The organism is Methylomusa anaerophila (genome assembly GCF_003966895.1).
GTDB lineage: Bacteria > Bacillota > Negativicutes > Sporomusales > Sporomusaceae > Methylomusa > Methylomusa anaerophila.
Genome location: NZ_AP018449.1, coordinates 2,562,366 through 2,578,283 on the forward strand (window position 1 = coordinate 2,562,366; position 15,918 = coordinate 2,578,283).

Annotated in this window: 19 protein-coding genes; 13 read left to right on the forward strand and 6 right to left on the reverse strand. The window is 46.9% G+C overall.

Annotation, left to right across the window (positions count from 1 at the left end; genetic code table 11):
- Positions 1 to 68: 68 nt before the first annotated feature.
- Positions 69 to 446 (reverse strand): hypothetical protein, encoded by a 378-nt coding sequence (locus MAMMFC1_RS11545; protein ID WP_126308653.1) that lies wholly within the window; start codon positions 444 to 446, stop codon positions 69 to 71.
- A gap of 142 nt (positions 447 to 588) precedes the next feature.
- On the opposite strand from MAMMFC1_RS11545, the gene MAMMFC1_RS22910 reads away from it, so the two are divergent.
- Together MAMMFC1_RS22910 and MAMMFC1_RS11555 are read left to right on the forward strand one after the other, a co-directional pair.
- Positions 589 to 765, forward strand: a complete 177-nt coding sequence (locus MAMMFC1_RS22910; RefSeq protein ID WP_126308654.1) for a cytidylyltransferase domain-containing protein — start codon at positions 589 to 591, stop codon at positions 763 to 765.
- Complete coding sequence (locus tag MAMMFC1_RS11555; protein ID WP_126308655.1) at positions 758 to 2,074, forward strand: UDP-glucose dehydrogenase family protein; 1,317 nt, start codon at positions 758 to 760, stop codon at positions 2,072 to 2,074. Before MAMMFC1_RS22910 ends, MAMMFC1_RS11555 begins: the two co-directional genes overlap by 8 nt.
- A gap of 108 nt (positions 2,075 to 2,182) precedes the next feature.
- On the opposite strand, the gene MAMMFC1_RS11560 is transcribed toward MAMMFC1_RS11555, so the two are convergent.
- Positions 2,183 to 2,440 (reverse strand): Txe/YoeB family addiction module toxin, encoded by a 258-nt coding sequence (locus MAMMFC1_RS11560; RefSeq protein ID WP_126308656.1) that lies wholly within the window; start codon positions 2,438 to 2,440, stop codon positions 2,183 to 2,185.
- Positions 2,433 to 2,690, reverse strand: coding sequence for a type II toxin-antitoxin system Phd/YefM family antitoxin (locus MAMMFC1_RS11565; RefSeq protein WP_126308657.1), 258 nt, complete (start codon positions 2,688 to 2,690; stop codon positions 2,433 to 2,435). Before MAMMFC1_RS11565 ends, MAMMFC1_RS11560 begins: the two co-directional genes overlap by 8 nt.
- A gap of 217 nt (positions 2,691 to 2,907) precedes the next feature.
- On the opposite strand from MAMMFC1_RS11565, the gene MAMMFC1_RS11570 reads away from it, so the two are divergent.
- The 9 genes from MAMMFC1_RS11570 to MAMMFC1_RS11610 all read left to right on the forward strand — a co-directional run bounded on the left by MAMMFC1_RS11570 (position 2,908) and on the right by MAMMFC1_RS11610 (position 11,010).
- Positions 2,908 to 4,290 (forward strand): mannose-1-phosphate guanylyltransferase/mannose-6-phosphate isomerase, encoded by a 1,383-nt coding sequence (locus MAMMFC1_RS11570; protein WP_126310584.1) that lies wholly within the window; start codon positions 2,908 to 2,910, stop codon positions 4,288 to 4,290.
- A gap of 14 nt (positions 4,291 to 4,304) precedes the next feature.
- Positions 4,305 to 5,684 (forward strand): phosphohexomutase domain-containing protein, encoded by a 1,380-nt coding sequence (locus tag MAMMFC1_RS11575; protein ID WP_126308658.1) that lies wholly within the window; start codon positions 4,305 to 4,307, stop codon positions 5,682 to 5,684.
- Positions 5,685 to 5,807: 123 nt separating this feature from the next.
- Positions 5,808 to 6,086: a type II toxin-antitoxin system ParD family antitoxin gene (locus MAMMFC1_RS11580; protein WP_126308659.1), complete on the forward strand. Its 279-nt coding sequence runs from the start codon at positions 5,808 to 5,810 to the stop codon at positions 6,084 to 6,086.
- Positions 6,087 to 6,295: 209 nt separating this feature from the next.
- The gene (locus MAMMFC1_RS11585) at positions 6,296 to 6,613 is read left to right on the forward strand and encodes a nucleotidyltransferase family protein (RefSeq protein WP_158618741.1); all 318 of its coding nucleotides are present in this window, start codon (positions 6,296 to 6,298) and stop codon (positions 6,611 to 6,613) included.
- Positions 6,589 to 6,987 (forward strand): HI0074 family nucleotidyltransferase substrate-binding subunit, encoded by a 399-nt coding sequence (locus MAMMFC1_RS11590; RefSeq protein ID WP_126308661.1) that lies wholly within the window; start codon positions 6,589 to 6,591, stop codon positions 6,985 to 6,987. The genes MAMMFC1_RS11585 and MAMMFC1_RS11590 overlap by 25 nt, the downstream gene beginning before the upstream one ends.
- A 23-nt stretch (positions 6,988 to 7,010) precedes the next feature.
- A complete protein-coding gene (gene galU / locus MAMMFC1_RS11595) occupies positions 7,011 to 7,940 on the forward strand; it encodes a UTP--glucose-1-phosphate uridylyltransferase GalU (protein ID WP_126308662.1) in 930 nt (309 codons plus the stop codon).
- Between the two features lie 166 nt (positions 7,941 to 8,106).
- Positions 8,107 to 9,585 (forward strand): glucose-6-phosphate isomerase, encoded by a 1,479-nt coding sequence (locus tag MAMMFC1_RS11600; RefSeq protein ID WP_126308663.1) that lies wholly within the window; start codon positions 8,107 to 8,109, stop codon positions 9,583 to 9,585.
- Positions 9,586 to 9,785: 200 nt separating this feature from the next.
- Positions 9,786 to 10,445 carry a response regulator gene (locus MAMMFC1_RS11605; protein WP_126308664.1) on the forward strand — a complete coding sequence of 220 codons (660 nt, stop codon included), beginning with the start codon at positions 9,786 to 9,788 and terminating at the stop codon, positions 10,443 to 10,445.
- Positions 10,446 to 10,533: 88 nt separating this feature from the next.
- On the forward strand, positions 10,534 to 11,010 hold the full coding sequence (locus tag MAMMFC1_RS11610) for a hypothetical protein (protein ID WP_126308665.1): 477 nt from the start codon (positions 10,534 to 10,536) through the stop codon (positions 11,008 to 11,010).
- On the opposite strand, the gene MAMMFC1_RS11615 is transcribed toward MAMMFC1_RS11610, so the two are convergent.
- Together MAMMFC1_RS11615 and MAMMFC1_RS11620 are read right to left on the reverse strand one after the other, a co-directional pair.
- Positions 10,958 to 11,614, reverse strand: a complete 657-nt coding sequence (locus tag MAMMFC1_RS11615; RefSeq protein ID WP_126308666.1) for a hypothetical protein — start codon at positions 11,612 to 11,614, stop codon at positions 10,958 to 10,960. The two genes, MAMMFC1_RS11610 and MAMMFC1_RS11615, sit on opposite strands and share 53 nt — an antisense overlap.
- A gap of 295 nt (positions 11,615 to 11,909) precedes the next feature.
- Positions 11,910 to 12,401 carry a hypothetical protein gene (locus MAMMFC1_RS11620; RefSeq protein ID WP_126308667.1) on the reverse strand — a complete coding sequence of 164 codons (492 nt, stop codon included), beginning with the start codon at positions 12,399 to 12,401 and terminating at the stop codon, positions 11,910 to 11,912.
- Positions 12,402 to 12,840: 439 nt separating this feature from the next.
- Here MAMMFC1_RS11620 and MAMMFC1_RS11625 point away from each other — a divergent pair, with 439 nt between their 5' ends.
- Positions 12,841 to 14,733, forward strand: coding sequence for an ABC-F family ATP-binding cassette domain-containing protein (locus MAMMFC1_RS11625; RefSeq protein ID WP_126308668.1), 1,893 nt, complete (start codon positions 12,841 to 12,843; stop codon positions 14,731 to 14,733).
- A gap of 303 nt (positions 14,734 to 15,036) precedes the next feature.
- Positions 15,037 to 15,183, forward strand: a complete 147-nt coding sequence (locus MAMMFC1_RS21480) for a hypothetical protein (protein WP_158618742.1) — start codon at positions 15,037 to 15,039, stop codon at positions 15,181 to 15,183.
- A gap of 136 nt (positions 15,184 to 15,319) precedes the next feature.
- Here MAMMFC1_RS21480 and MAMMFC1_RS11630 read toward each other — a convergent pair whose 3' ends face one another.
- Positions 15,320 to 15,757 (reverse strand): hypothetical protein, encoded by a 438-nt coding sequence (locus tag MAMMFC1_RS11630; RefSeq protein ID WP_126308669.1) that lies wholly within the window; start codon positions 15,755 to 15,757, stop codon positions 15,320 to 15,322.
- Positions 15,758 to 15,918: the final 161 nt, after the last annotated feature.

The following is a 15,918-nucleotide window of genomic DNA, read 5'->3' on the forward strand; positions in this document are numbered from 1 at the left end:
ATTAGACTAATAGGACACCTGGGGACGTTCCCTTTTTATCACTGAGCGCCCCTTTTTGTCCCCCGTTTTTATTTTGCTTTCTTTAATAACCGAATGTCGGCTTCGTGTTCAAAGGTACGGTCATTTAGAGCATCAAGTTTGGCCTCTAGCCGGGAGATTTTTTCGGTTTCATGGTAAGTCTTTTCAACCAGATCAAGAAGGGCGGCGTCAGCTTCCTTAAGGTTTTTGATTTCGGCTAAGATTTCTGTTTGGCCTTGTACAAGAGAATTCTGGCCTTGTACAAGAGAACTCTGGCCTTGTACAAGAGAATTCTGGCTTTGTACAAGAGAATTCTGGCCTTGCTCCAAGTCTTTGATGCTAGATTCTAGGCTAACCAGTTTTTCAAGAACTAGTTTTTGGAATTCTTCATTTGTCACCTTAATCCATGCTCCTTTCTTTACTGCCATTATCTTCAGCCTACCGCTAGACTTGAATTTCAATACAAGTATTTGAATTTCAATACAAGACCAGCTTAGCATATTATACGTACGACGTAAATATAATAAGATTGCGACAAAGTCGGTTCGACATTGTCGCAATCTTATTTATATGCTATTATACAATAAACTATTAGGAATTATTCAAGCCCGTATGATATTTTCGCGGTTGCCCGGAAAGGTTTTGATGCCTATCCTTGGTAAGCCGATGCTGGGGCTGCAATTCCGCAAGAGATTATTAGAAGATACTGTTTATAATACAAAGCAAAGGAAGTATCCATATGTATAAAATAGTGGTAGCAGGAACAGGTTACGTCGGCTTGGTTGCAGGCGTCTGTTTCGCCGAAGTTGGCCATCAAGTAACCTGTGTTGATATTGACGAGAAGAAAGTAGATATGATGAAACAAGGTATTTCTCCCATTTATGAGGCTGATCTCGAAGCGTTGATGCGAAAAAATTATGCAGCCGGCAGATTAGACTATACCACTGATTACGCTGCAGCCTACAAAAATCCGGACGCTGTCTTCATTGGCGTGGGAACTCCTGAACAGCCGGACGGTTCTGCCAATCTTTCCTATATAGCATCAGTAGCAAGACAAATTGCGGAAAATATAGAAAAAGACTGCCTGGTTGTGGTAAAATCTACGGTTCCTGTCGGGACAAATGACAAAGTGGAACAGTTTATTAAGGATTTCTTGGTTAATGACGTAAAAGTAGAAGTAGCTTCCAACCCGGAGTTCCTGGCACAAGGAACTGCAGTGCGCGATACGCTGCAAGCGGCAAGAATCATCATCGGAACGGAAAGTAAATGGGCTGAAGAAATGCTTATGAAGATATATGAACCGTTTAATCTGCCCATAGTATCCGTAAGCAGAAGATCGGCGGAGATGATAAAATACGCTTCTAATGATTTCCTCGCTCTTAAGATTTCATATATGAATGACATCGCCAACCTCTGTGAACTGATAGGCGCTGATATTCAGGATGTGGCTCGGGGCATGAGCTTTGATCAACGTATTGGCAGTAAATTTCTCAATGCTGGTATTGGTTATGGCGGCTCATGCTTTCCTAAAGATACGAAAGCACTGGAATATCTGGCAAAACAGAATGGTTACGAGCTAAGAACAATAAAAGCCGCCATTGATGTGAATACTGACCAGAAGACTATATTATATACTAAAGCAAGCAAAAGACTCATTACGTTTAATGGCCTGAAGGTAGCTGTTCTTGGGCTCACATTTAAACCGGGGACTGATGATCTGCGGGAAGCGCCGTCGCTTGAAAATATACCTTTATTATTGGCCCAGGGAGCAGATATTTATGCCTATGACCCTGTTGGTATGGATAATTTTAAAAGAAAGTATCCAGCGGGAAAAAACGGCAGGGGAAGCATACAATATGCTGATAAGGTGGCGGAAGCTTTAGAAGGCGCGAATGTTTGCCTTATCTTTACCGAATGGGGCGAAATAAAAGCTGTAAAACCGGAAGCTTATAAGCAGCTTATGAGAACCCCCTTGGTTTATGACGGCAGGAATATATATGAAATTAAAGCAATGAAGGATGCGGGAGTCGAGTATTATTCTATTGGGCGGAAATAAATATTCCAAGAACTTTTTATAAAGAGCCGAATTTCATCAATGAGAATCAGGCAGTATGTAAAAATACCCTTCTGCCATTAAGCGCAGAAAAGGGTATTTTTACATACTTCAATCATAGTGACCACGACATTGCAGGATATAAATATTTTCATCGTCAAATTTGTAAATAAGCCTATGTTCCGGAGTGATTCTCCTGCTCCATAAGCCTTCTAATTCGTATTTAAGAGGTTCAGGTTTGCCTAGCCCTTCATTTCCGTGCCGTTCAATATCCTTAATTAACTCATGGATCTTCTTTAATACTTTTTTATCCGTGGTTTGCCAATATAGATAGTCTTCCCAGGCAATATCGGTAAAAACTTTATTCATCTTCGATAATTTTTCTGGTTTGGGCTTTGCCTGACTTCAATTGTTCCATTGATTCTAAAAGCCTGTCGTAAGTTTTCTTATTGCTGCGGATAAACAGATTTTCCATAATATTGTTGTATTCAGCTTCTGAAAGCAAAACAACGTTACCGCCTTGCTTGCGGGTAATAACAATTGTTTCAAAATCATTATTCGCTTTATCGCAATAGGTTTTAAAATTTTCCCTTACACTTGAATAGTTTACAGCCAACATGAAATAAACACCTCCTGTACAATATATTGTACAACGAAAAATGCCTTTATGCAACTTTTTTTAATTGCTTGCGAAAAATAAGGGAAAAAGAATTTAGTGGTCTATATGATGGGCCTTAGCGTAAAATAGACATAGACATCCCGCTATGCTAGAATAGAATGAGTAAAATATTGTCGTGACTATCCCTTTACAATATAAAGCAGAAAGGGTAATGATAATGAAAATTATTATTCTCGCCGGCGGCGGGGGAACTCGTCTGTTTCCGCTGTCCCGCACCTGCATGCCCAAACAATTTTTAAAATTGGGCGACGACCATTCGCTGTTGGCGCAGACAGTGAAACGTTTTCTGCCCCTGGTTAAGGCAACGGATATCGTGATTGTGACCAACCAGGACTACCTGCACCATGTTAAAGCGGAACTGGCGGCTTGCGGCACTCGCGAAGCCCACATTTTACTTGAGCCGGAAGCCAAAAATACTGCGCCCGCCATAGCTTTGGCAGTGCGCTTTTGTCTGGACGAATTAGGAGTAACCAATGACGAGGTGTTGTTTGTTTCCCCTGCCGATCATATTATCGAACCGGTAGACGTATTCATACAAAGTGTGCGGCGGGCAGTGGAACTGGCCGGGCAGGGCCAGCTGGTCACCTTTGGCGTGAAACCGACAAAACCGGAGACCGGGTACGGCTATATTCAGGCCGGCGAGCCGTTCCAAGCCGGTTATAAAGTACAAAGTTTCCGCGAGAAGCCTGACAGGAAGACGGCCGAGGCTTATCTTGCCGCCGGCAATTATTATTGGAATTCAGGCATGTTTGCTTTTACCGCCGGTTGTATGCTGGAAGAGCTGGAACGGTATCAACCGGAAATCTTCACCCTGGTTTCAAAACCATTTGCCGAAGTAAAAAATAATTTTGCCGCGATGCCCAGTATATCCATCGACTATGCGGTCGCGGAAAAATCAGCGCGGGTTCTCACCGTGCCCCTTGCCGCCGAGTGGAATGACATCGGCTCCTGGGATGCCATTTATGATGTTTTGCCCAAGGATACTGAGGGCAATGCCATCAAAGGCGATTGCATTCCCATTGATTGCAATAACACGCTGATGATGGGCCGCAGCCGGTTGATCGCCGGCATCGGACTGGAAAACCTGCTGGTAGTGGAAACCGACGACGTAATTGTGGTTGCCAAACGGGGAGAATCCCAGAAGGTCAAGGATGTGGTGACTGAACTCAAACGCTGCGGCCGCAAGGAAGTGGATGAACACACCACCATGTACCGCCCGTGGGGAAGCTACACGGTGCTTGGCGAAGGCCCCGGCTACAAGATGAAAAAGATTGTTGTCAATCCCGGCCAGCAGCTAAGCTTGCAGCTGCACTATCACCGCAGTGAGCACTGGATTGTAATCGGCGGTACGGCGAAAGCTACCATCGGCGACAATGAGCAAATGGTGCATGAAAACGAGAGCGTGTTTGTACCCCAATCTACCAGACACCGCTTGGAAAACCCGGGGAGAATCTCTCTGGAAATTATCGAGGTGCAGAACGGCAGCTATCTTGAAGAGGACGACATTGTACGATTTGAAGATATCTATGGCCGGAGTTAAGGGGAGAAAGATCAATGTCGATAGACAAGTTCAAGCGCGACGCATTTAAAGCTTATGACATCCGGGGACGTGTGCCGGATGAATTAAATGAAGCAATGGCTGCCAGAATCGGTATGGCCTTTGTGAAACTGCTGGGCGCCAAAAAAGTGGTTGTGGGCCGGGACGTGCGCCTGTCCAGCGAGCCGCTGGCTCAAGCTGTCGTCAAGGGCTTGAACGACATGGGCTGCGATGTGCTGGATATCGGTTTGTGCGGTACCGAGATGGTGTACTTCGCTGCTTCCCATCTTGGGGCAGACGGCGGCATCATGGTGACAGCCAGCCACAATCCAATGGATTATAATGGTCTGAAGCTGGTGCGGGAGCAGTCTAAGCCCATCAGCGGCGATACCGGATTGCGGGAAATGGAGGAACTGGTTGTAGCCGGCGATCTGGCGGCGGGCTGTGAAGTTTCCCGGGGAAAAGCAGCAAACGTCGATATTATGGCTGAGTATGTCAAGCATCTGATGACCTACGTTAATCCGGCAGCTTTAAAACCCCTTAAGATCGTGGTGAATGCCGGCAACGGCTGTGCCGGTCCTGTCATTGACGCCCTGGAAAAACTTCTTCCTTTCGAGTTTATCAAGGTAAACCATCAGCCGGACGGAACTTTTCCCAACGGCATTCCCAACCCGCTACTGGTGGAAAACCGGGAAGCCACCGCCAAGGTTGTACGGGAAACCGGCGCCGACTTAGGCGTGGCCTGGGATGGAGATTTTGACCGATGCTTTTTGTTCGACGAAAAAGGCGGCTTTATCGAAGGTTACTACATTGTCGGCTTGTTGGGGGCGGCCTTTCTCCGGCGGTTCCCCGGCGCCAGGATTATTCACGACCCGCGTCTTACCTGGAATACGATTGAGGTGGTGCAGGCCGCCGGGGGGCTGCCGGTGCAAAGCAAAACCGGCCATGCTTTTATTAAAGAGCGCATGCGCCGGGAAGATGCCGTGTACGGCGGAGAAATGTCCGCCCACCATTATTTTCGAGAGTTTTTCTATTGCGACAGCGGCATGATTCCCTGGCTGATTGTGGTGGAGAATCTGTGCCATACCGGTAAGACCCTTTCGGAGATGGTTGCGGAGAGAATGGAAAAATACCCGGTCAGCGGTGAAATCAACCGCAAAGTAGTCGACGGGCAAGCAGTTCTGAAGGCAATTGAAGAGAAGTATGTCACCGCCGGCGCAATAATCGACCGCACCGACGGGCTGAGTGTGGAATATACTGACTGGCGGTTTAACCTCCGTATGTCCAATACCGAGCCGCTGCTGCGCCTGAATGTTGAGAGCCGGGGCAACAGGAAATTAATGGAAGAAAAATCGAGTGAAATATTGGCTGTGATTGAACAGTTTAGCGGTTGCTAGCAAAAGCAGCTCATTCCGGATGGATTTTCCTCTTAAAATGGCTCGCATATTCTTTATTATGCCTTGCAATTTGGGAGTGATTATGGTATGAATTAATCATACTATAATAAGGGGTGAAGTAATATGTCTTCAGTTGAAAAAATCACCATTGCCTTAACGCAAGAATTGGCAGTTCTTGTACGTCAGGCCGTTGAGAACGGGGAATATGCTTCTAGTAGCGAAGTTATCCGCGATGCATTGCGTGATTGGAAAGTCAAGAGAACCCTTCAGCAGCAGCAAATTGATGAATTGCGCCGCCTTTGGAATGAAGGAATCAATAGCGGAGAAGGCCGCTTTTCGAACATGGAGGAAATCGTAAAAGAAGCGAAGAGGCATTTCGATGCCAAACGTGCCAATATGTGAGACGTTGTTATGTCTAAAATATCCCTAAGTTTGATTCAGTTGCAGCGGAAATTTGCGGACGATTTGGTGTGGAATAAGCTGGTGCTCCATTTGTGGCGGTAATGGTTGAGGGTCGACAGCGCGGGCAAAATGCCTGGGCTGTTTATTAATGGAAATTTTGGTATAATATAATTGGTATAATATTATAAAAAAAAGGTATGAGGGAGGCCATGATGGCTGATCACGCGGCGGTATTGGATCGAGTTAAAGAGTTGGTGCTGGCGGGTTTGGGTTCTTTAGATGCGAGAGTGTATCTTTTTGGATCGTGGGCCAGAGGCGAGCAGCGCAGGGGCTCTGATATTGATATTGCGGTTGAATATAAGAATGGGGTACCGCCGGCCATTATGGTAAAAATTCGGGAATTATTGGAAGAGTCTGCCGCTATTCCTTATCGGGTTGATGTTGTCGATCTGGTTAAGGCTGGTTGCGATTTCGCCGGCAGGGTAAAACGGGAGGGAATTATTTGGCGCGACTACACGAAAGGTTAGATGCCGCGAAAAAAGCTTTGGCCAGACTGCAGGAAGCAATGGCACTGGTACACCCTACATTATTAGAGCGGGATGCAGGCATTCAGAGATTCGAGTTTTCCTTTGAGGCTGTATGGAAAGCTGCCCAAGCGTTTTTGACCGGACACGAAGGGTTGGATGCCGCTTCGCCCAAAGGAGTGATCCGCTATTGCCGGGAAGTGGGTTTGTTGAATGATGATGAAACCATAATGGCGCTCCATATGGCGGATGATCGAAATTTGACTGCCTATACCTATAACGAGCCGCTGGCGGCTGAGATTTATGCCCGCGTTAAAGAGTACGGTCCATTATTAGAAAAATGGCTGGACCGGATGAGGAAAAGGCTGGAAGATTAATATAATTACTGGGAGGTGTTAGTATTAAAAAGGGACGAATAATTCGTAAAGCCGTAATACCGGCTGCCGGGCTGGGCACGCGTTTTTTGCCTGCGACCAAGGCGCAGCCGAAAGAAATGCTGCCGATCGTTGATAAACCTGCCATTCAGTTCATCGTTGAGGAAGCTATTCAGTCGGGGATAGAGGAAATCCTGATTATCACGGGACGCAACAAGCGGGCGATCGAAGACCATTTTGACCGGGCGGTGGAGTTGGAGCTTACCTTGAAAGCCCAGGGGAAATACGACCTTTTGGGACTGGTTGAAGAATTGTCGGAAGTGACTATTCATTATGTCCGGCAAAAAGAGGCCAAAGGACTGGGGCATGCCGTTTTGTGCGCCAGACAGTTTGTCGGCAATGAGCCCTTTGCCGTGCTGCTCGGCGACGACATTATCGACGCCGCGGTGCCTTGCCTGCGGCAGCTTATGGACGTATACCAGGATTGTCCGGGCACTATCTTAGGGGTCCAGGAGGTTCCCCGGACCGCCGTTTCCAGCTATGGGATCGTAAGACCCCAGCCTGTTAAGGAGAACCTCTGGGAAGCAGTGGATTTGGTGGAGAAACCTTCCATGGAGGAAGCGCCGTCTCAGTTGGCTGTCTTAGGCAGGTACATTATCGAACCTGAAATTTTTGCCATTCTGGAGAACACCACTCCCGGGCGCGGCGGTGAAATACAGCTGACTGACGCCCTGCGCCGTTTGCGCGAAAAGCCGGTGTACGCTTTTAATTTCCAGGGCCGCCGGTATGATATCGGTGATAAGCAGGGCTACCTGGAGGCGACCATTGAATACGCCTTAAAGCGTCCCGACTTACGGGAGCGTTTCCTAAAATATCTGATCAAACAGACCGGTTCGCTGGTAACGGAAGAAGAGCCCGCCACCACTGCCGAGCACCAGCCGGAGAAAAAGGCATAGTACTTGTAACTACTCAGGTACCTGAGTAGTTACGGGAGTCAGAATTCAGAAGTCAGAAAGAGGAACAGTTAAGGTTCGAACTGCTTGCGGCATATTTTGAATTCTGACTCCTGAATTCTGAATACCAGAGTAGTTATGAATACTTTTAAATGGGGGCGTGTTTATCTTGAATCAGAACAACAAGCAAACTCTGACATTGGCATCGGGTTTTACCTTTGACTACACTAATTTGTATGGCGACGATAAGGTAACCGAAAAAGATATTGCCGCGATTGAAAGCCGCTTAACGGCTGCTCACCGGGCGATAGAGCACATGCGGGCCACCGGCGAGGTGCGGGGCCATCTTTCCAAGGACGGCTTGCCGGAAAAAGTATTGTTTACCCAGCTGCCGTATGTGCGGGAAGGCAACCTTAACAGTCCTTCCTCCCTGGAACGGTTGCAGGCCTTTAGCCGTTCCATCCGCAATAACATTGACGCTGTAATATCCTTTGGCATCGGCGGGTCTTTCCTGGGAAACAAGGTTTTATTCGATGTCCATTGCGGCGAGTTCTGGAACAGCAAGACGGCGGAAGCCCGCAACGGCTATCCCAAGCTTTACTTCAGCGGCAACAACATGGATCCCCGCCGGACAACCGAGCTGATCGGGCATATTGAGACGGAAGCGCGCATTAAAACGCTGCATTCTCCTAATACCGCCTATAAAGTCATGCTTGTTGTCATCTCTAAGTCCGGTTCCACCCTTGATACCATGTCGACCTTCATGGTGGCTTATGACAAGTTAAAAAAGATCGGGCCGCATATTATAGTGGAAGTCGTCGCCGTTACGGATCCGGCGGCGGGGAGCGGGGAAACATTGCTGCACAAGCTGGCTGCCGGGCAAGGCTGGCCGATGTTTAGCGTTCCTGACGGCGTTGGCGGGCGGTTCAGCGTGTTCTCCGAAGTCGGACTTATCACTGCCGCCTGTATCGGCCTTGATATCGAAAAATTTTTGGCCGGCGCCAGGGCCATGGACGAAGCCTGCCTGACAGATAACATCCGGCACAACCCTGCCATGCTGAATGCCGCGCTCAAGTATCTGGCTGCGGAAAAATATGGCCGGGATATTGAAGTATTCATGCCCTACGCCGACTATTTAAAATCCCTCGCGGAATGGTATATTCAACTGCTGGCGGAGTCCCTGGGAAAAAGAACCGACCGGTCCGGCCGGGAGGTGTTTTACGGCCGGACTCCTATCGCAGCTGTAGGCACAACGGACATGCATGCCCAGACCCAGCAGCATCAGGACGGGAAGAAAGATAAAGTGGTGCAATTTATCAAAGTGGCTGAATGGGATGATGACCCGGTGATCCCGAATGTCTTTCCCGGTGCCGCCAAGCTGGCGGAGATATCCTCCATCCGGTTGAGTCAGGCGCTCGATGCGGCGCGGGAGGCAAATGCGGCGGCACTCACAAGCGATCAACGTTTTAATGCCACAATAGTCTTGCCCCGGCTCAACGCCTACCATTTGGGAGAGCTTCTGTACCTCTTGGCCTTATCTGTTGCTTATGAGGGGGAATTGGCCGACGTAGATGCTTTTGATCAACCGGGGGTAGAAACCTACAAACGTATTTTGGGACCACGCTTAAAAGAACTTAAAATACAATGATATTTAACCAAAAAAGGAGCTGAGGGAAATATTCCTTCTGCTCCTTTTTTTTTACAGTTATAGAATTTTTATTAAGATTTGGCGATACTGGGTTGCAGGATTTTGACAAAAGAAAGCGAATTTACAGTTGAAAAGGAATAATTGCATACTATCTGTCGCATTTTGTAATCGCGGCAAAAGTTTATGGGGGTGAGCGCTTGTTGCCGATAAAAATATTGATTGCTGATGATCACGCGCTCTTGCGGCAGGGTATTAAGAATGTACTGGCTCTGGAAGCCGACTTTTGCGTAGTCGGGGAAGCGATTGACGGCGAAGATGCGATTGAACAAGCGAAAAATCTTCAACCCGATATTGTTTTGCTGGATATCAATATGCCCAAGATGAATGGATTGGAGGTAACCCGCGAAATTCGCGCCCGCCTGCCGCGAATGAGGGTCGTTATTCTCACCATCCATGACGACGAAAACTATGTTTTTGAAGTGGTCAGGTCCGGAGCGGCGGGTTATCTCCTGAAAGATGTTGAACCTAGCATGCTTGTGCAAGCCATCCGGTTGATAAACGAGGGTCAGTCCTTCATTTACCCAACGTTAACCCGGAGTCTTTTTGACGAGATTTCCAGGCGGGACGAAGTTGTTTCCATGCTTGACAAGCGGAAAGAAGAGCGGTTGACTTACCGGGAGATTGAAGTATTGAAACTGGTCGGTGAAGGCATGAGCAACATAGAAATTGCTGATAAACTTTATTTGAGCCAGAAAACCGTTAAGAATCATTTAACCAATATTTTTCGAAAAATCAGCGTTGGCGATCGAACCCAGGCAGTTTTATACGCTATCAAAAACAAGATTGTGGTAATCGAGTAATAGGAATCATACATACTTATCTTAAATATCAACAGCCTTATTAACTGCATATACTATTCTATCCAAGAGTAGAAGGGGGTAGGGTAGTTTGTTTTTATCTTACACCGCTAGCGTAATTGTAGTATCACTGGCTTTGTACGGGTTGTGGCACTTTATTAAAGACCTGTGGGAATGGTATGCCAATATGGAGTTGGTATGCCACCCCAATTCCAGTCTGCTCATTCTGGTGAAAAACATGGAAAATGAAATTGAGGATCTAATGCGGTTTTTGATACTTGAACTGGAGTCTGCCGGCGAGGAACACTGCGATGCGGTAGTGATTGACTTGGGATCTCAGGATTTAACCCTGGCTATTTTAACCCGGATGGCGACCCAAAGCGAGTGTTTTACCTTTATAAGTTTACCTCACGTTGCGAGACCGGTTGAGGAAGCCTTACCCATGTGCCGGGGGGGAGTCGTTCACGTACTGGACCTAACCAGCCGGCTTACTGCCAAAGAATTTATCGTTAGTGTCAGTGCTTTGCTTCGCCAGGACACGAAGAAGGTGGCAGTGAAGTTTGATTAAGCAGAGTAATTTGTTTCAAAGCCAGAATATCGTAGAATATGTCAACCAATTTGGCGGCCAATAAATGGATTTCCGGGTTATAAACAGCATTGGACTCGCGCAAAGTTTTGCCGCCGTATAAGGATGGATAGCCGGCGGATTCGGCAGCAGCCAAACGGGCAAGAGCCAGTTGGCGGTTTACCGAGGCTGCGGACCATAATACGGGTATCTCAGTCTGACCGGCTATTTTGATCAGTGAATGATAAGGCTTGTTGTTGCTCCGGTATACTTCCTTGACAGTGTGAAGATTAATATAGCCGTATGTTGCATCCCCCGCGATTCTTGGCAGCCGCGTTTTCACCGGAATTAGCACCAGTCTGGGGGTAATGGGCAGCGGCGGCAGCAGAGTCCGTTGAGTTAATGCGCGTACTTTGTTTTTTAACTCATTTAGATCTATGGCCCGGCTTCTGGCCAAACGGAGGATAACGCGGGGAACGCGCGCCGACAGGGTAGTGGATTTGCCATCAGTTGAGATTATTATAGTGGAATCGCCGCTGGTATTATAGGCAGGGATAATAGCCGCGATTCGCTCAAAGGTCTCAGGGGTGGGAAAATAATCGCTCATTGTTGCCTCCTTAGGTTTATGATTAATGCGTAGAGAAGGATAAAGATAGGGTCAGTATCGAACATATGTTCGATACTGACCCTATCTTAGCAAAAAATTGGAATTTTGGCAATACATTTTATGGAAGATTGATTGTTTGATTGTGGCTAAGATTCCACTTGCCTTCGTGCAAGGGAATTCTGGTCTTTCCCCAAGTCTTTGATGCCGGATTCTAAGCTGACAAGTTTTTCAATGACTAATTTTTGAAATTCCTCATTAGTCATTGTTAGTCATTGTTAGTCATCTTTCGGTGTGCTTATTCCGCCAAGCGTATCTTTCTGATATCACTTTCATGTTCAGCCGATTTGCGAACCAGAAAAGCAATATCAAGAGCAAGGCGGTCAATATCTTCTTTCGTAGCGCAGTTGGCAACTTGTCCGGTTAGTTGGTTTATATTATGCCCTATGGAATGAAGCTGAGCATTGATTTCTTCATTGTTATGGCGCAGTGCTTGGACAATTCGGTTGGTTTCAATCATTTGCCCTTCCAGATTGGAAATATCGGTTTTCATTTCGGAGACATCGGACTTGAGGGTAGAGACATCGGACTTAAGGCTGGAGACATCAGACTTAAGGCTGGAGACATCGGACTTAAGGGTAGAGACGTCGGACTTAAGGGTAGAGACGTCGGACTTAAGGGTAGAGACGTCGGACTTAAGGGTAGAGACATCAGGCTTAAGGCTGGAGACATCGATTTCAATCCCGGTTACTTTTTGTAAAAGCAATTCCAGTAATTCACGGTCAGTCATAGTCAGTCATCCTCACTTTTTCGAAGAATTTGGTTATAATTTCTCGTTCCTCTCAACTAAGCTTTTTAGCAGCTCGTAGATCAGGTTCAAGTTTAGGCTTGTCCAATATCCATATTTATCCTTATTAAAACTTATCTTAATTGTGATTATATCACATATTTTTTTAAAATAATTATCATAAAGAGGATTGATAATATTTCTTAAATAGGTAAAATCATAATCGAGATACGGAACGGAGGTTATTATGGATAAATTAACTGAAAGACTGAAAACATTGCGCGAAAGCAAGAGAGTCTCGACAGGCGGAGCTTGTCCCCGTATATCGACATGTGAATCTTTATGGTAAAATAATAGATGCAATGCAATTCAATAATGAACGTGAGAGTGGTTCAAAATGCTTAGATGGTTTTCAATCACTCTTGCCGTGAGGGTGTGAAGCATGAGTCTGCTGCAGGTGCAAGGCCTGTCAAAGTCCTTCGGGACTCATACAATACTGGAAAATGTCAGTTTCGAGATTCGCCGTGGTGAAAAGGTTGGGCTTATTGGTCCTAACGGCGCCGGGAAAACCACATTGTTTCGCATTCTGCTGGGATTGGAAACGTCGGACAACGGACTGGTCGCTCTGACTCCCGGCCAACAGGCGGCCTATGTTGAGCAGGATATAGAATTGAGGCAAAACACTCTTTATGAAGAACTTTGTACGGCATTTCAGGACATTCTTGCCTGCCAGCAGCAAATGCAGCGGCTTGAAGCCGCGATCGCCTTAGAACAGGACAAGGATAACCTGGCTTCCCTCATGAAGGAATATGGTTTGGTTGTTGACCGGTTCGAACGGGGCGGCGGCTACGAGTACGAGAATACCGTCAGGAAAGTGGCTTTCGGCTTAGGTTTCACCAATGAAGATTTAGCCAAAAATCCCCGGGCATTTTCCGGCGGCCAGAAAACCAGAATCAGTTTGGCCAGGGCTCTGATCCGGCAGCCCGACTTTCTCTTTTTAGACGAGCCTACCAACCATTTAGACTTAGGTATGGTAGAATGGCTGGAAGAATTTTTAGCCGGATACCCGGGGGCGGTTCTGGTGATCTCTCATGACCGCTACTTTTTGGATGAAGCGGTTGACCGTATCCTGGCTGTGGAAGACGGCCAAATCCAAGACTATAACGGAAATTATAGCCAATATCTGGAACAAAAGGCTGAACGCACCGAGGCGCTGGAACGGGCCTATAATAAACAGCAGGCTATGATTGCCAAAACCGAGGAATATATCAGCCGCTACCGGGCCGGGATCAAATCGAAACAGGCCAGAGGCCGGGAAACAAGGCTAAAGCGCTTAAATCGGCTGGAGCGGCCCGGGGAAGCCGGCGGATTTGATTTCTTCGTTTTTAATCCGCCGGGCGAATGCGCCGAACGGGTGGCGGAGCTGGGGGAAACTGCTGCCGGGTATGGGAATAAACCAGTTTTTTCCGGGGTGTCGCTTTTAATCCGGCGGGGTGAGGGTGTCGCCCTGGTCGGACCAAACGGGGCGGGGAAAACAACGCTGTTAAAACTGTTTACAGGCGATTTGGCCCCTTTAAGCGGCAGGGTTAAACTGGGCAGCCGGGTGAAAATAGGGTATTTTTCCCAAGAACACGAGGGACTCAATCCCAATAACCGGGTCCTGGATGAGATTATGAACGAATTCGCCTTTAGTGAAGAGCGGGCGCGGCACTATTTAGGCGCCTTTCTGTTCCGGGGCGACGAAGTCTATAAGTTGGTGGGCGACCTTTCCGGCGGTGAAAAAGCACGGATAGCCCTGCTTAAACTGATGCTTACCGGCGCCAACTTCCTGATTCTCGACGAACCGACCAATCATCTTGACATTTCCGCCCGGGAAGCCGTGGAAGAAGCTATTATGAGTTTTCCCGGAACCTTCCTTACCGTATCTCACGACCGTTATTTCCTGGATAAAGTCGCCGACCGGGTTGTGGAACTGGCGGCAGGAAGTATAACCGAGTATGCGGGCAACTACAGCTATTACCGGGATAAAAAGGCTGCCGCTCTTAAAGAAGCTGCCAGGACGGCGGCGAAAGCCGTTCAAGCTAAGAGCAAACCGGCAAAGCCGGAGGGCAGGGACGCCTATCGCGGGAAGAAGCCTGACCCGGCTAAACTGGCAAAAAAGCTGGAAGAAGAAATCACCGGCCTGGAAGCGGAACTGGCCGAGCTGGAGCTAAGGCTGAACGACCCTGACAGCCACACCGACGCCGGCCTTAGCCGGGAACTGGCGGAACAATACAGTAAGGCGCAAGCTGCGCTTGAGGCGAAGTATAGTGAGTGGCTGGAGCTTACCAATTGATTTTTATCACTATTTTCAATATGTATTGAAGTTTTTTGGATAAATCGGTTATAATAAATATAGAAATAAACATCAAACGCCCCTGCGGGAACAGGAGCGTTTGACTTTGGAATAGGGAGGTTATCTCAGCCAGATAACTACTTGTGCTGGTTTAAGTAAGATTATCGCCAGAGCGATAATCAACCAGACAAGTATCCGTGGAGAAATCCACATGAATTTCACCTCCTCTATTCGTTTTGGGACAGAGTTCGTGGCTCTGTCCTTTAAACATTATAAACATACATAAATGGAAAAACCGGCCTAATGCAGGCCGGTTTTTCCATTTATGTATCCAGGCTTTTTCTTGGCGTTCCTGGCAGATTCTCGGCACGATTGGCGGTTGGAAAATTTCCAGTGTGTCGGCATATCTCCATGGTAAAAAAAGCTGCGGCAGGCATGGGCTTGAAATAAAAACAGACCAAGTTACAGCGACGGGACTATCGACTTGCCGTAACTTGGGCCTTTGTTCTTTTTTCGCCGGAATGGTACGGTTAATGCGGCGCTAATTTACGAAGGACCGGTTCTTTGGTTTTCTAATGCCAAGATGTTATTTTGCAAGTTTTATAATAGCAGTATCATGTTCGGCAGTCTTACGGACAATGAAATTGACGTCCAGTTGAAGAGTCTCAACTTTTTCATTAAGACTATTCAATTTGCCTTCGATTTTGTTTACTGTAGTTCCTAATGAATGAAGCTGAGCGTTAAATTCTTCTTGGTTATGCTGGAGTGCTTTAACAATTTGATTCGTTTCAGAAAGTTGTCCTTCCACATTATCAAGCCGGTTATCTATATTATCAAGCCGGTTATCCATATTATCAAGCCGGTTATCCATATTATCAAGTCGGCTATCTATATTATCAAGTCGGTTATCCACATTATCAAGTCGGCTATCTATATTATCAAGTCGATTATCTATTGAGTCTAATCGGCCGCTGATCTTACCTATCTGGTCAATCACTTGTTTTTGAAATTCTTCGTTAGTCATAGTTTCATTTCACCTCTAATAATTATTGCAATACCCTCCTGAGATTCAATCGGGCAGACTTTTAAAGGAATATCCACACTATCATCCGCCAGATAAACATTTGTCATATAGCTATGACAATATTTTACACTATAGAAGACGAAAAAAACAGGCCTATTTTT

Coding starts and splice junctions, on each gene's coding strand:
- MAMMFC1_RS11545 (WP_126308653.1), bottom strand. CDS start 446: ATGGCAGTAAAGAAAGGAGCATGGATTAAGGTGACAAATGAAGAATTC.
- MAMMFC1_RS22910 (WP_126308654.1), top strand. CDS start 589: ATGCTATTATACAATAAACTATTAGGAATTATTCAAGCCCGTATGATA.
- MAMMFC1_RS11555 (WP_126308655.1), top strand. CDS start 758: ATGTATAAAATAGTGGTAGCAGGAACAGGTTACGTCGGCTTGGTTGCA.
- MAMMFC1_RS11560 (WP_126308656.1), bottom strand. CDS start 2,440: ATGAATAAAGTTTTTACCGATATTGCCTGGGAAGACTATCTATATTGG.
- MAMMFC1_RS11565 (WP_126308657.1), bottom strand. CDS start 2,690: ATGTTGGCTGTAAACTATTCAAGTGTAAGGGAAAATTTTAAAACCTAT.
- MAMMFC1_RS11570 (WP_126310584.1), top strand. CDS start 2,908: ATGAAAATTATTATTCTCGCCGGCGGCGGGGGAACTCGTCTGTTTCCG.
- MAMMFC1_RS11575 (WP_126308658.1), top strand. CDS start 4,305: ATGTCGATAGACAAGTTCAAGCGCGACGCATTTAAAGCTTATGACATC.
- MAMMFC1_RS11580 (WP_126308659.1), top strand. CDS start 5,808: ATGTCTTCAGTTGAAAAAATCACCATTGCCTTAACGCAAGAATTGGCA.
- MAMMFC1_RS11585 (WP_158618741.1), top strand. CDS start 6,296: ATGATGGCTGATCACGCGGCGGTATTGGATCGAGTTAAAGAGTTGGTG.
- MAMMFC1_RS11615 (WP_126308666.1), bottom strand. CDS start 11,614: ATGAGCGATTATTTTCCCACCCCTGAGACCTTTGAGCGAATCGCGGCT.
- MAMMFC1_RS11620 (WP_126308667.1), bottom strand. CDS start 12,401: ATGACTGACCGTGAATTACTGGAATTGCTTTTACAAAAAGTAACCGGG.
- MAMMFC1_RS11625 (WP_126308668.1), top strand. CDS start 12,841: ATGAGTCTGCTGCAGGTGCAAGGCCTGTCAAAGTCCTTCGGGACTCAT.
- MAMMFC1_RS21480 (WP_158618742.1), top strand. CDS start 15,037: ATGCAGGCCGGTTTTTCCATTTATGTATCCAGGCTTTTTCTTGGCGTT.
- MAMMFC1_RS11630 (WP_126308669.1), bottom strand. CDS start 15,757: ATGACTAACGAAGAATTTCAAAAACAAGTGATTGACCAGATAGGTAAG.